General features: G+C 72.2%; 12 protein-coding genes. 2 read left to right on the top strand and 10 right to left on the bottom strand.

The features are described 5' to 3' along the window. Positions 1-42 precede the first annotated feature (42 nt). Positions 43-1,476: a nicotinate phosphoribosyltransferase gene (locus ACH5HR_RS08760; protein ID WP_416477423.1), complete on the top strand. Its 1,434-nt coding sequence runs from the start codon at positions 43-45 to the stop codon at positions 1,474-1,476. Positions 1,477-1,592: 116 nt separating this feature from the next. Here ACH5HR_RS08760 and ACH5HR_RS08755 read toward each other — a convergent pair whose 3' ends face one another. From ACH5HR_RS08755 to ACH5HR_RS08710, 10 genes are all read right to left on the bottom strand, one after another. After that, the gene (locus tag ACH5HR_RS08755) at positions 1,593-3,080 is read right to left on the bottom strand and encodes a non-reducing end alpha-L-arabinofuranosidase family hydrolase (RefSeq protein WP_402376200.1); all 1,488 of its coding nucleotides are present in this window, start codon (positions 3,078-3,080) and stop codon (positions 1,593-1,595) included. Positions 3,081-3,327: 247 nt separating this feature from the next. After that, positions 3,328-5,109 (bottom strand): DEAD/DEAH box helicase, encoded by a 1,782-nt coding sequence (locus tag ACH5HR_RS08750; protein ID WP_402376374.1) that lies wholly within the window; start codon positions 5,107-5,109, stop codon positions 3,328-3,330. 74 nt (positions 5,110-5,183) lie between these two features. Further along, entirely contained in the window at positions 5,184-5,504 is a 321-nt protein-coding gene (locus ACH5HR_RS08745) for a DUF3039 domain-containing protein (protein WP_402376197.1), read from the bottom strand. A gap of 49 nt (positions 5,505-5,553) precedes the next feature. Then, on the bottom strand, positions 5,554-6,333 hold the full coding sequence (gene nagB, locus ACH5HR_RS08740) for a glucosamine-6-phosphate deaminase (RefSeq protein WP_402376196.1): 780 nt from the start codon (positions 6,331-6,333) through the stop codon (positions 5,554-5,556). A 49-nt stretch (positions 6,334-6,382) separates the two neighbouring features. Beyond that, a complete protein-coding gene (locus ACH5HR_RS08735) occupies positions 6,383-7,693 on the bottom strand; it encodes an extracellular solute-binding protein (RefSeq protein WP_416477421.1) in 1,311 nt (436 codons plus the stop codon). Positions 7,694-7,734: 41 nt separating this feature from the next. Further along, complete coding sequence (locus ACH5HR_RS08730; RefSeq protein WP_416477419.1) at positions 7,735-8,730, bottom strand: ROK family protein; 996 nt, start codon at positions 8,728-8,730, stop codon at positions 7,735-7,737. 1 nt (position 8,731) lies between these two features. After that, positions 8,732-9,652: a carbohydrate ABC transporter permease gene (locus ACH5HR_RS08725; RefSeq protein ID WP_402376187.1), complete on the bottom strand. Its 921-nt coding sequence runs from the start codon at positions 9,650-9,652 to the stop codon at positions 8,732-8,734. Between the two features lie 2 nt (positions 9,653-9,654). Further along, a complete protein-coding gene (locus tag ACH5HR_RS08720; RefSeq protein WP_402376185.1) occupies positions 9,655-10,611 on the bottom strand; it encodes a carbohydrate ABC transporter permease in 957 nt (318 codons plus the stop codon). Between the two features lie 92 nt (positions 10,612-10,703). Then, entirely contained in the window at positions 10,704-12,005 is a 1,302-nt protein-coding gene (locus ACH5HR_RS08715; protein WP_416477417.1) for an extracellular solute-binding protein, read from the bottom strand. A 104-nt stretch (positions 12,006-12,109) separates the two neighbouring features. Beyond that, a complete protein-coding gene (locus ACH5HR_RS08710; protein ID WP_416477415.1) occupies positions 12,110-13,261 on the bottom strand; it encodes an ROK family protein in 1,152 nt (383 codons plus the stop codon). 178 nt (positions 13,262-13,439) lie between these two features. Here ACH5HR_RS08710 and ACH5HR_RS08705 point away from each other — a divergent pair, with 178 nt between their 5' ends. Beyond that, positions 13,440-14,411: a DUF4349 domain-containing protein gene (locus ACH5HR_RS08705; protein WP_416477414.1), complete on the top strand. Its 972-nt coding sequence runs from the start codon at positions 13,440-13,442 to the stop codon at positions 14,409-14,411. Positions 14,412-14,413: the final 2 nt, after the last annotated feature.

The raw sequence follows: 14,413 nt of genomic DNA, 5'->3' as shown, positions 1-14,413 counted from the left end.
GCTCATGCTGCTCCCGAGCCCGCCGCACCATACGGTAGGGGCATGAACGACGCGAACCGGGGCAACGGCGCCTCCGCGCCCGAGTCCCTCGCCTCTCCGCTGTCGCTGCCGGCCGCACCGCTGCCGACGCTGCGACCCTCGCTCGCGCTCCTGACCGACCGGTACGAGCTGACGATGCTGCAGGCGGCGCTCGCCGACGGCACGGCGCACCGGCACTGCGTCTTCGAGGTGTTCACGCGCCGCCTGCCCGCGGGCCGCCGGTACGGCGTCCTCGCCGGCACCGGCCGGGTCCTCGAGGCGCTGCCCGCGTTCCGGTTCGGCGAGACCGAGCTCGCCTACCTCGAACGCGCCGGCGTCGTCGACGACCGGACCCTCGACTTCCTGCGCGGGTACCGCTTCACCGGGACGATCACGGGCTACCCCGAGGGCGAGACGTTCTTCCCCCAGTCGCCGGTGCTGCAGGTGGAGGGCACCTTCGCCGAGGCGGTGCTCCTGGAGACCCTCGTCCTGGCGATCCTCAACCATGACTCGGCCATCGCCTCGGCCGCGTCGCGGATGACGAGCGCCGCCGTCGACCGCCCCGTGCTCGAGATGGGCTCGCGCCGCACCCACGAGCAGGCCGGCGTCGCCGCCGCGCGCGCCGCCGTCGTCGCCGGGTTCGCCGGCACGAGCAACCTCGAGGCCGGCTTCCGCTACGGCCTCGACACCATCGGTACCGCCGCGCACTCCTTCACGCTGCTGCACGACGACGAGGTCGCGGCCTTCGCCTCCCAGGTCGAGGCGTTCGGACCCGGCACCACGCTCCTGGTCGACACCTACGACGTGCCGCGCGGCGTGGACCGTGCGATCGAGGCCGCGGGCACGGGGCTCGGCGCCGTCCGGCTCGACTCCGGCGACCTGGGGGCGCTCGCGGTCGAGGTGCGCGAGCAGCTCGACGCCCTGGGCGCCCGGGACACCAAGATCGTGGTCACGTCGGACCTGGACGAGCACGCGATCGCGGGCCTGGCTGCCGCGCCGGTGGACGTCTACGGCGTCGGCACCTCGCTGGTGACAGGTTCGGGCGCCCCGACCTGCGGCATGGTCTACAAGCTGGTGGCTCGTACCGACGGCGCGGGGCGGATGCAGCCGGTGGAGAAGGCCTCGGCGAGCAAGTCCAGCCGCGGCGGCCGCAAGGCCGCGGCACGCCGGCTCGACGGCGACGGCCGCGCCGTCGAGGAGGTGCTGGTCACCGGCCGCGACGAGGAGGTCGTCACGTGGGAGCCGGACGGCAGCGAGGGCGGCGACGAGGACGGCCGGCTGCGGCGGCTGCACGTGCCGCTGGTGACCGACGGCGCGGTGGACTCGCGCTGGGTCGGTGCCTACGGCGTGGCCAACGCCGCCACCCAGCACCGGACGTCCCGCGCGGAGCTGCCGCGCGGGGCACGGCGGCTGTCCCACGGCGACGCGGCGGTCCCGACGGTCACCTGGCAGCTCTGAGCCGCGGCCGTGCGCGAACGGGCGGAGCGCAGCCCCCGCCCCGATCCCTCGCCCACCTGGGTGGTGAGCGTCCGGGACCGGGGCGGGGCCGGCCGGCACGGCGCGGCGCGAGTACCTCAGTTCTGCAGCGTCAGCAGGCCCGGGCGGTACGGGAGCAGCCCGTAGTCCACACCGTCGGAGCCGGGGTCACGGCCCTGGTAGAGCAGCTGCAGGTTGCACGGGTCGACCGTCATCGTCTGGTCGGCGCTGGTGCGGATGAGCTCGCCGTGGCTGATGTCGTCGGTCCACGTGGCGCCGCTGTTCGCCCGCCCGGCGAACGGGTCGGACTCCGTCGCGGCCTGGGGCGTCCACTGCCCGTCGAGGCTGTCGGCCGTGAACGAGCGGAAGTAGCGGCCGTTCGCACCGATCGCCTCGACGATCATGAGGTACTGGTCCGAGCCGTCGACCTTGTAGACCTGGACGGCCTCGAACAGGTTGTTCGTGGTGTCGCTCATGACGACGTCGTACGACGACCCGAAGTTGCCCGGGAAGTCACCGATCGGCATCTGCGAGCGGTAGATGTTGCCGTTGTCGCCGGCGAAGAACAGGTACATGTGGGTGTCGTCGGCGATCAGCGCCTGGTCGATCGGCCCGGTGCCGGAGTTCTGGATGGACCCGGTGAACAGGGCGCTCGGTTGCGACCAGCCGTTGGCGTTCGTCGGGTCGTCCGACGTGCGGTAGATGAACGGCCACGCGCCCCACTGGTAGGCGAGGACCCACGTGTCGTCCGGCTCGAAGTAGAACAGCGACGGCGCCACGGTCGAGGACTGCATGCCGTTCTGGCCCGCCGACCCCATCTGGGACCAGTCACCGAAGACGTCGAAGTTCATCGATCCCCACGAGTCTCCGAAGTCGTGGGTCGTGGCGTAGACGAGGTGACCGCCGTCGTACGGGGCGGTGGTGAAGTCCTTGAGCGACGCCCACCCGGAGCCTGGCTGAGCGAGCGGTCCTGACGACGTCCAGCTGTACGACGACGGGAGGTCGCACGAGGAGCCGCCGTCGTCGTTGCCGTCGCCGCTCTCGCCGAGGACCTCGACGTCGTCGATGCGGAAGTCGTCGGTGCCGCCGGTCGTCTCGACGTAGAGGGTCGCGGACTCGAGCGCTCCCGTCCAGGAGACGGTGGTCTCGCCGGTGAGCTCCGTCCAGGATCCGGGGCTGACGGTGCTCTGCGCGAGCGTGAGGTAGTCGGTGGTGCCGCCGGCCGTGACGCTCAACGTCACCTTGGCGTCGGGGGTCCCGGTCTCCGTGCGCATCCAGGCGCTCGTGGAGTAGGTCGCGCCGTTCGACACGGCGGCCGTGACGTCCTGGGCCGGGCCGTTCCAGGACGCGGTCCGTCCCGTGTACCGCAGGGCCATGCTTCCCGAGTGGACGGGGTACCAGCCCGGGTCCACGGATCCGGAGCCGAAGGACGTCCAGCCGTTCGTGCCGTCCTCCATGTCTCCGTTGCTCACGAGGTTGCCACCGTCGTCGGCGACGGCGGGCGCCTCGGTCTGTGCCGCGAGCACTGGTGCCAGCGCCAGCGCGGCGGCCATTCCCAGTGCGAGGCGGACTCTGGACCTCTTCATCCTTCACTCCTCCTGGTTCGGGGCGACGTCGTCGTGGCCCCACTTTGTGATCGCTAACATCCTGCCCGACGACCGGTGCGACCGGTAGAACCGAATCGTTTAACGTTCAATCTGAGGCCGGATCTCTCGTTCCGGCGCTCCTGCGGGCGGCGCCGTCCACCACGGGCGCGCCGGGCGGCGACGTCAGCTCGGCTGACCGGCACGGCGCCCGCCCTACACCCAGCAGTGCGGATCGAGACGGGCGACCCTACTTCTTGCCCACGAACCAGCCGCGCACCATCTCGACCCGCTCGGTGAGCTGGTCCGCCGTCGCCAGGGGCACCTCCGGCCCGCCGCAGCGACGCCGGAGCTCGGTGTGCACCGACCCGTGCGGTCGCCCGGACTTGCGCGCCCACGCCGAGACGAGCTTGGACAGCTCCTTGCGCAGCGCGGCCGCGCGGCGGTGCTCCTGCTCGGACTGCTCCAGCGCCGCCTCGGACGACGGCGCCCCGGAGCGTCCGCTCGCCTGGGCGGCCTGGTGCTGGCGCAGCAGCGTGGTGACCTGGTCGGCGTCGAGCAGACCGGGGATGCCGAGGAAGTCCTGCTCGGCCGCCGACCCGACCTCGCCGCCGGTGCCGAACTCGCCGCCGTCGAACAGGACGCGGTCGAACGAGGCCTGCGCCTCGAGCGCCTCGAAGGAGCCCGTGAGCTCCCCCGAGGCCTTCTCCTCGGAGTTGGCCGCGGCGAGCAGCGCGGCCTCCGGGTCGTACTCGATGCCCTGCTCCTCGGCGGTCCGAGGGCGGTCCAGCGCATGGTCGCGCTCGATCTCCATGCCGTTGGCCAGCTCGAGGAGCAGCGGCACGCTGGGCACGAAGATCGACGCCGTCTCGCCGCGCTTGCGGGCCCGGACGAACCGGCCCACCGCCTGGGCGAAGAACAGCGGCGTCGAGGTGCTGGTGGCGTAGACGCCGACGGCGAGGCGCGGCACGTCCACGCCCTCCGAGACCATCCGCACCGCCACCATCCAGCGTTGCGTGCCCGCCGCGAACTCGTCGATGCGCGCGCTCGCGCCGTCGTCGTCGCTGAGCACCACGGTCGGGCTCTGGCCCGTCACGCGGGCCAGGTGCCCGGCGTACGCGCGGGCGTCCGTCTGGTCGGACGCGATGACCAGTCCCCCGGCGTCGGGCACCGCGCGGCGCACCTCCGTGAGGCGCTTGTCCGCCGCGGCGAGCACGGACGGGATCCACTCGCCGTTCGGGTCCAGCGCCGTACGCCAGGCCTGGGCGTGCATGTCCTTGGTCATGGCCTCGCCGAGCCGCGCCGCGACCTCGTCGCCCGCCCGCGTGCGCCAGCGCATCTCACCCGAGTAGGTCATGAACAGCACCGGCCGCACGACGTGGTCCCGCAGCGCCTCGCCGTAGCCGTAGGTGTAGTCCGCCCGGGAGCGCCGGATCCCCTCGTGGTCCGCCTCGTACGTGACGAACGGGATCGAGGCGGTGTCGCTGCGGAACGGCGTGCCCGTCAGCGCGAGGCGCCGGGTGGCGTCCTCGAACGCGTCCCGGACGGCGTCGCCCCAGCTCAGCGCGTCGCCGCCGTGGTGCACCTCGTCCAGGATGACGAGCGTCCGGGCAGCCTGCGTCCGCGCCCGGTGCAGGGCCGGCTTGGCCGCCACCTGGGCATAGGTCAGCGCGACGCCGTCGTAGTGGGACCCGTGGCGGCCCTGGGAGTTCTTGAACGACGGGTCGATGCGGATGCCCACGCGAGCGGCGGCGTCCGCCCACTGGTGCTTGAGGTGCTCGGTGGGCGCGACGACGGTCACGCGGCGCACGGTCCCGGCGTCCAGCAGCTCGGTGGCGACCCGCAGCGCGAAGGTCGTCTTGCCGGCTCCCGGGGTCGCGACCGCCAGGAAGTCCCGGGGCGAACGCTCGTGGTACAGCTCGAGCGCCTCGGCCTGCCAGGCGCGCAGGTTGGACGCCGTGCCCCACGGTGCCCGGCGCGGGAACGCCGGGCTGAGCTGGGACGCCGCCGCCACCGACGGCGACTGCGGCAGCGGCTTGGCCGCCTCCTGCGGTTCGGAGACGGCTGCGAAGAGATCGACGGACTCGGGCTCGGGGAGCGGCGCGCTCACTTCTCGGAGTCGCCGTCGCCGTCCTGCGGTTCCCGCAGTCCGTCGTAGATCTCCTTGCAGATGGGGCACACGGGGAACTTCGAGGGGTCACGTCCCGGGACCCACACCTTGCCGCAGAGGGCGATCACCGGCTTGCCGGACATCGCCGACTGCATGATCTTCTCCTTGCGCACGTAGTGCGCGAAGCGCTCGTGGTCGCCCGGTTCCGCGGACTGCTCCCGCGTGTCGGGGCGCTCGAGGACGCTGGTACCCGATCCGGTGTCCTGCGAAGGCGCTGCGGCAGGCTGCGAGGGAGGGGAGGAGAGGGGCTCGCTCATGGCGTCCATCCTACGTGCCGGCCACCGACACCGACGGCGCGCACGACCGCTACAGCCCTTGCCAGGTGGGCTTGGAGGCGTAGGTCTGGCGGTAGTAGCCGGCGAGCTGGAGGCGAGAGGCGGCGGCCTCGTCGACCAGGACCGTGGCGTGCGGGTGCCACTGCATCACCGTGGCGGGCCACATCGCCGAGACCGGCCCCTCCACGAGCTGGTGCACCGCCTCGGCCTTGTGCCGACCCGTGGCCAGCAGCACCAGGTGGCGGGCCTCCATGATCGTGCCCAACCCCTGGGTCAGGCAGTGCCGCGGCACCTGGGCCACGTCGTCGTCGAAGAACCGCGCGTTGTCCAGCCGCGTCTGCTCGGTCAACGTCTTGATCCGGGTCCGCGAGGCCAGCGACGAACCCGGCTCGTTGAACCCGATGTGCCCGTCGGTCCCGATCCCCAGCAGCTGCAGGTCCACACCCCCCGCCGCGGCGATCGCCTCCTCATAGGCGGCGCACGCCGCCACCACGTCCTCGGCCAGCCCGTCCGGGCCGTGCACCTGATCGGCGGGCCACTCGACCCGCTCGGCGATCTCGCTGGCCACCACGTTGCGGTAACGCTGCGGATGATCACCCGCCAGCCCCACGTACTCGTCGAGCATGAACCCCCGCGCCCGCGCGAACGACAACCCCTCGACCTCGTGGCGCCGCACCAGCTCGTCGTACACCTGCAACGGACTCGACCCCGTGGCCAGCCCCAGCACCGCCTGCCCACCACGCAGCAGCACCTCGACCGCGTCCGCCGCCAGCACCGCCAGCTCCCGCGCCGGAGCGATGACAACCTCCATCGTCGTCTCCTTCCTGTTCGTCGCCGTCGGCGGGCCCGACGGCGACTGGTCACTCGTCCTCGACGGTGCCGTCGAGCATGGGGGTCATGATTGCGTCGTACTTCTGTGCCAGCGCGGGGACGCTGCCACCGCGGGCGATCTCCTTGAACAGCTCCTCGTAGATCCCCTGCGACTCGACGTCCGCCCAGCCCGGCGCCGGTGGCGTCAGCTTGGATGCCTCCGCGGTCGCCACGAGGGTCCGGCCGAACTTGTCCCCCGTCATGAGCCGCGTGAACCGGGTGTTCGCCGGCCCGAGGCCCGACTCGGCGAGCATCGTCTGGTACTCGTCGGAGTAGACGATACGCAGCAGGTCCTCGGAGAGGTCCGCGTTGCGCGTGAGCGCGGAGATCGCCATGTTGGAGCCGCCCGCGAACACCGGCGCGACGCCGCCGTCCACGCCGGGCAGCGCGAAGATGCCGAACCTGTCGGAGTCCGCCATGCCGTCGCGCACCTCCTCGTTGTCCTCGTTGCGCACGAGGTCGCCGATGGACCACCGCGCCCAGGACGGCGCCATGATGGTGGCCGCGGCAGGCTCACCGTTCACGAGCCCGTCGTTCAGGAAGTCCCAGTAGGCGACGTCGACCTCGGTGGCCGGCAGGTAGGAGGCGTTCTGGTAGACGTCCTGCCAAGCCTCGAGACCGGCGATCGTGCTCGGGTCCGAGAGGGTCGACACCCAGCGGTCGCCCTCCTTGACCGCCAGCTCGCCGCCGTGGGCGAACACCCACGAGATGCCGTTGCGCCAGTCCTGCCCGCCCATCGCGAACCCGGCCTGGTTGCCGACCCGGAGGGACTTGACGGTCTCGCCGAACTCGTCGAGCGTCTTCGGCACCTCGGCGCCGGCCTCCTTCCAGACGTCCTTGCGGTAGAAGACGTAGCGGGACCCGAAGTAGTACGGCAGGGCGTACACCGTGCCGTCCACCGACCCGGCCTCCACGAACGACGGCAGCAGGTCGTCGCCGCCGAGCTCCTGGTACAGCTCCGGGGAGATCTCGCGGAACGCCCCGGAGCCCGTGAACGTCGGGGCCTGGGTGTTCCCGAGCTCGACCACGTCGGGGGTCAGGGCCGGGTCGCCGAGCGAGGCCTCGAGGTCGTCGACGAGGGTCGGCCACTCCTTCTGCTCGATCGTCAGCGTCGCTCCCGGGTTGCGCTCCTCGAAGGTCGCCACGAGGTGCTCGCGCAGGTCGTCACCGGTGTCGGCACCGACCAGCCAGAGGACGATGTCCTCGGAGGTCTCGGGGACGACCTCTTCGGTGCCGCAGGCGGTCAGCGCCACGAGGGCCAGGGCCGCCGTCAGAGCGGCGACGGCGCGTCGTCGGGTCACAGGGGTTCCTCTCGGTCGTGACGCAGGGTTGGGCCGAGCCGTCAGCCGGCGAGGTCGCGTGCCCGCAGGACGGTGCCCCGCCCGACGACGGCGGCGCCCACCGCACCGACGGCGACCCGGCCGGGGGCCAGCCGCACCCGTCCGGGCAGGTCGAGCGACCGCAGGAAGCCGGACGCCGCCGACTCGTCGGTCAGGGCGTCGCGCACCGCGTCGAGCAGCGGCTGCCCGAGCTGGGACACGCCGCCACCGAGCACCACGTGCTGGACGTCGACGGTCAGCACGAGCATGCGCACCGCCGCGGCGACGGCTCGCGCGTACGTCGAGCGGGCCGCCACGGCGTCGGGGTCACCGGCGGCCGCCGCCTCGAAGAGCTCGACCGGAGCCGGCCGGCCGGAGGTCGTCGGCCACAGGGCCGTCACCGCCGAGCCGGAGGCGTACAGCTCCAGGCAGCCACGCTGCCCGCAGGCGCACGGCGGGCCCGCTGGGTCGACGGGGACGTGGCCGATCTCCCCGGCGGCGCTGTGACTCCCCCGCCGCAGTCGTCCGTCGAGCACGATGCCGGCCGCGAGACCGGTGCCGAGCGCCAGGAACGCGAGGTCGGCGGGCGTGCTGTCGCCCTCTGCCTCGACCAGGTGCGCGGCGCCGACGGCGGCCACGTTGAGGTCGTTCTCCACCGCCACCCCGACTCCCCCGAGACGTGCCGAGAGCAGGGCCGAGAGGTCGAGCGCCGCACCGTCGAGCCCGAGGTTGACGGCGTGCCGGACCGTGCCGACGTCGGCGTCCACGAGGCCGGGGACCCCGACCCCCACGCCGGTCACGGCGTCGAGCGCCACGCCGGCCTGCCGGGCGACGCCCTGCACGGCCCGGGCTGCGCCGTCGACGACGCCCACGGGGCCGAGGGTGGTGCTCAGCCGGGACTGGGCCAGCACCTCGCCGTCGCTGCCGAGCAGCACGGCGAGGGTCTTGGTGCCCCCGATGTCCAGGCCCACGCTGAGGCGGGGCGACACCATCGGTGTCGCCGGTGCGATGTTGCTCACGTCAGCCCTTCACCGCTCCCGAGACCAGTCCACCGGTCATGCGGCCCTGCACGAAGAGGAAGAAGACGATCACGGGAATCGCGACGAGCACCGATCCTGCCATCAGGGCCCCGTAGTCCGTCGCCTTGGTGGCCTGCTGGAACGTGCGCAGCCACACGGGCAGCGTCATCGACTCCGGCCTCGACATGATGACCAGCGCGAGGACGAACTCGTTCCACGCCTGGATGAAGGCGAACACACCGGTCGAGACGAGGCCCGGGGCGAGGAGCGGGAAGGTGACCTTCCAGAACGCCCTGGTGCGCGAGCAGCCGTCGATCATGGCGGCCTCCTCGAGCTCCACCGGCACGGCCGTCACGAACCCGCGCAGGGTCCAGACGGTGAAGGGCAGCACCATCGCGACGTAGAGGATGGTCAGGCCGAAGACCATGTTGAGCATGCCCCAGCCGTCGATGAGCTGGAAGTACGTCAGCAGCATCGCCTCGCCGGGGATCATCTGCACGACGAGGATCGCCACGATGAACTGCTTGCGTCCCCGGAACCGGTACCGCCCGATGGCGACCGAGGCGAGGAACGCGATGACCAGCGCCGCGACCAGCGTCAGGAACGTGACCGTGAGCGAGGTCTGGAGCGCGGGCAGGAAGTCCGCACGGGTGTCGTCGGTGACGGCCCGGACGTAGTTGTCGACCGTGAAGTCGGAGCCGGGGAAGAACGTCGGGACGGTGGCCCGGACGAGGTTCGTCGGCAGGAACGACGAGGAGACCATCCAGTAGACGGGGAACGCCGAACAGACGAAGACGACGGCGCCGAGGACGCCGAACAGGACGTTCGCCGCGATGCGGCCCGGCGGGACCGGCCGCTTGGTGGTGACGACGACGGGGGCCGCCGGTGCCGTGGGTCCGGCGGTGAGGGTGGAGGCAGCCATGGTCAGTCGTCCTCCTTGAGCGTCTGGCGCACGTAGTACAGGGAGATGAGGAGCATGATGAAGACCATCACCACGGCGGCTGCCGCGGCGAACCCGAAGTCACCGCTGGCGGTGCCCTTCTGGTAGATCCAGACGCCCAGGGTGGACGTCTTCTCGTAGAGCCCGCCGATGCCCTGCAGGGCGTAGACCTGGGCGAAGACACGCAGGTCCCAGATCACCGACAGGACGATCAGCACGATGATGATGCTGCGCACGAACGGCACCTGGATCTGGAAGAAGCGCTGACGGGCGTTGGCACCGTCGAGCTGGGACGCCTCGAGCGTCTCGACCGGCACCTGCGTGAGCCCGGCGTACATCGTGAAGGCGATGAAGGGCACGCCCATCCACACCACGATGAGGCCGAGCACGAGGAAGAAGGAGAGCGGCTCGATGAGCCACGAGTGACCGGCCCAGTCGGAGCCGGTGACCTGGGTGAGCAGGTAGTTGACGACGCCGTAGCGCGTGTCGAACATCCAGCCCCAGACCATCACGGTCGACAGGGCCGGCATCGCCCACGCGAGCAGCAGGCCGACGGTGACGAGCATGCGCATCGCCTTGCCGAGGCGGATCATCAGCAGGGCGACGAGCGTCCCGAGCGTCATCGTCAGCACGACCGCCACGACCATGAACCCGACGCTGCGGGCGAGGACGGCGTAGAACTCGCCGGAGGTCAGGACCTCGACGTAGTTGTCCAGGCCCACCCACTCGGGCGGGGCTCCGAAGGCCTGGGCACGGCCGTACTCCTGGAACGACGTGACGAGGAGCTTGAGGATCGGCCAGGCGACGAGGACGGCGAGCACGGCCAGCGCCGGGGTGAGCAGCGCATAGGGGAACGGCGACGACTTCTTGGTCCGCAGCTCTTGCGGTGGCCGGACGAAGGCCTCCGGGGGCGCCTTGGGCGCGGCAGGGGTGGTGGTCACGAGGTGCTCCCTGATCGAGCGGGTGGGGAGAGGGGGGGGGGGGGGGGGGGGGGGGGGCGGCCCCCCCCCCCCCCCCGGCGTGCTGACGGACGTCAGCCGTTGAGCATCTCCTCGATCTCGGCGTCGAGCTCGGCCGCGACGGTGGCGACGTCCTCGCCCTGGGCGAGCTTGACGAACGAGTCCTCGAGCACGCCGGAGGCCTCCACGTCCGCCCACAGGGGCGAGGCCGGGGTCAGCTGTGCGGCGGCAGCGGCGGCGGCCGACGCCTGGCTGAACGCGTCGTCCGCCATGAACTCGGCCTGCGAGACCTTGGCCGGGACCAGGCCGTTGGCGGCGAGGATCTCCTGGTAGTCGTCCGAGAGGATGATCTCCAGGGCGCTCCGGGCGAGCTCGGGGTTCGGGGCGTTCGTCGGGATGGCGATGTTCGAACCACCGGCGAGCACCGGGGCGTAGGTGCCCTCCTCGGCGCCCGGGATGGCGAACGCGGAGAGCTTGTCCTCGGCGCCGTACGTCTCGAGGCAGCCGGGGACCTCGGCGTCCTCGGCGGCGGCGATCGACCAACGGACCCAGCTCGGGGCCGTGAGGTAGCCGATCTCACCGGCGCAGAACGGGACCTGGGGGTCGGTCTCGTCGGAGTCGGCCGGTGCGTGGTTCGAGTTCAGCATGACGTCCTGCAGCTGCTCGAGGCCGGTGATCGACTCGGGCGAGGAGAATCCGCCGGTCCAGGTGCCCGAGTCGTCGACGGTCGCGATGTCGCCGCCGTTGGCCCACACGAAGACCATCCCGTTGCGCCAGTCCTTGCCCGGTGTGTAGAGCCCGGAGACCTCGTCGCTGGCCAGCGTCTCGATGTTGGCGAGGTACTCGTCCCAGGTCGCCGGCACCTCGACGTCGCCGGTGATCTCCGTCGAGTAGATGCCCACGCGGGCACCGGAGTAGTACGGGGCGGCGTAGAACTGCCCCTCGAACGACCCGGACTCCACGAAGCCGGGGAGCAGGTCGTCGCCGCCCAGCTCCTCGTAGCTGTCGGTGAGGTCGAGGAACGCGCCGGCCGAGGTGAAGGCGGGTGCCTGGGTGTTGCCGATCTCGACGAGGTCGGGGCTGTCCGAGCCGGACAGCGCCGTCGTGTACTTGTCGACGAGGCCGGTCCAGGACTGTTCCTCGATCGTGAGGGTGGAGCCCTCGTTCTCGGCCTCGAACGTGGTCTTGAGGTGCTCGCGCGCCTCTTCCGGTGTGTCGGAGCCGACGAGCCAGACGCGGATGTCGCCCGCGGGGGCTTCTTCGGCCGCGGTCTCACCGCTGTCGTCGGCGGGGGTGTCGCCCGACGCGCAGGCGGACAGGGCGAGGGCCAGGGTGACGGTCGTCGCCGCGGCGACGACGTTGCGTGCTCTCTTCACTGGTTCGGTTTCCTTCCAAATTGGGGCGAGGGTCGGCCGGTACCAGATGGCACCAGCCGGGAGGTCGGTCGGGTGGCTTGCGGCGGGTCAGGCGGGTCGGTCGGTCAGGAGACGCCCAGCTGGGCGCCGAGGACGAGCACGGCAGCGCCGGCGAGGACGACGTCGTCGTCCAGCGCGGCCATGCGGAGGTCGAGGCCGGCCGCGGTGGCCGGCATGATGCGGGCGACGAGCGCGTCCCGGGCGGCGGTACGCAACGACCCGGCGAGGAGCTCCGGAGGTCCGGAGAGCAGCACCTCGGCGAGGTTCAGCGCACCGACGACCGGCGCGAGGGTCTTGCCGAGAGTGCGGCCGACGTCCGCCAGGACGGCGTCCGCAGCCTCGCGGTCGAGCCCCTCGACGGCACGCCGCAGCGCGGGTGTCGACAGGACGGTCTCCAGGCATCCCCGCCGTCCGCAGGCGCAGGGCTCGCCGTCGTCGACGACGGTGACGTGGCCGAGCTCGCCGGCCGCGTCGGCGGCGCCGTGCACCCGCGCGCCGTCGACCATGACGCCCGCTCCGACACCCTGACCCACGGTCAGGACGAGCATGGAGTCCGCCGCGCCGCCGTAGGTGTACTCGCCGAGCGCCGCGGAGTTCGCGTCGTTGGCCACGTGCACCGGCAGGCCGAGCCGGTCGGTGAGGACGCGAGCGAGGGGCAGGTCCTGCCACTCGACGTTCGGCGCCTCGACGACGCGGCCGGAGTGGTCGACGACGCCGGGCGAGCCGATCCCGACGCCGATCACGGGACGGGTGGCCGCCGCGACGAGCCGCCGGGCGAAGCGTGCGAGCAGCTCGACCAGCTCGTCCCCGCGCCGGTCCCCCACCTCGAGCGACCGCCGGTCGACGGCCTCGCCCGTGAGGGTCAGCACGGCGCCGCGCATCACGGTGTCGTCGGAGAGGTCGACGGCCACGATCTGGTAGGCGTCCGTGCGCATCCCGACGAGGATCGCGGGCTTGCCCACCCGGCGCCCCGGCTGGGTGCCGAGCTCCTCGACGAGGTCCTCCGCGAGGAGCACCCCGACGAGGTCGGAGATGGTCACGCGGGTCAGTCCTGTCGCGCGGGCCAGCCCGGCCCGCGACGTCGGCCCCTCGTGGAAGAGGTGCTGGAGCACGAGCGACCGGTTGTGCGCCCTGGCGTGCTCGGGGAGCACCTTCGAGGTGGCCCGCAGGCCGCCGCCCAGTCCTCGTCGGCTGGTGCGCGTCGTCGTCGTGGTCATGTTTGTTAGTAGAGCGTCTTAACAGACGTGGTGTCCATCACCCGTCGGCGTTCGTTACTTGATCGTTACCCCACGCCGTCACGGCCGTCGGAAACGCAGATCACGGTCTCGCCACGGTCGCATCACGATATCGATCACAGCGCGCGTCCGGGCAGGTCAGCACCCTAGAGTCGAGCCCATGCCCCTGCGACCCCGACCTCGCCGCGCCGTGACCGCTGCCCTCGCCGCGGTCCTCACCCTCGGTCTCGCCGCCTGTACCGGCACCGGGGCGGACGGCGCCGCGGAGTCCGGCGTGGAGGTCTCCACCGCCGAGGACGCGGCCGGCGAGGCGGCGGCCGTGGCCGACGAGACCGCTCCCGCGGACGGGGAGGCCGACACCGTCGTCGACCGCGAGGTCGTGGTGACCGGCTACCTCACGCTGCTCTCCGAGAACCCGGCCACGACGTCGGCCGAGCTGGTCCGCCTCGTGGAGCAGGCCGGCGGGCACGTCGAGGAACGCCACGAGGACCCGGGCGACGACGACTCGGCCGGTTCTGCCGAGCTGACCGTCCGCGTCCCGGCGGACCGGACCTCGAGCGCCGTCGAGGCGCTGCGCGGGCTCGGCACGGTCCAGGACATCGAGATGTCCAGCGAGGACGTGACGAGCCGGGGCCAGGACCTCGACGCCCGCATCTCCGCGCTGACCACGTCCACCGACAGGCTCACCGAGCTCCTCGCCTCGGCGGGATCCACCGCCGACCTGCTCGAGGTCGAGCGCGAGCTGTCCCAGCGCCAGGCCGAGCTGGACTCGCTGGTAGCCCAGCGCGAGGCGCTCAGCGACCTGGTCGCCATGTCCACCCTCCACGTGCGGATCGACGCCCCGGCAGCGCAGCTCGCCGGCCCGCGCGGCGGCTTCTCCGGCGGCCTCGCCACCGGCTGGAACGCCCTGGTCGCCAGCGTGGAGACCGTGGTGCTGGTCCTCGGGGTCCTGCTGCCCTGGCTCGTCGTGGCCGCGGCCGGCTACGTCGTGTACCGGCTGGTCCGGCGTCGCCGTGCCGACGTGCCGGGCGGACCCGGCGGCACGTCCGGCGGACCGGGCTCCGGGCCCGACGGCGGCACCGACGGGCCCGGCACGAGCGAGTCGCGGCGCCAGCCCGAGCTCACGCACTGAGC

The organism is Isoptericola maris (assembly GCF_048065335.1).
GTDB classification, from domain to species: domain Bacteria; phylum Actinomycetota; class Actinomycetes; order Actinomycetales; family Cellulomonadaceae; genus Isoptericola; species Isoptericola rhizosphaerae.
This window is presented reverse-complemented; position numbering and strand designations above follow the sequence as displayed.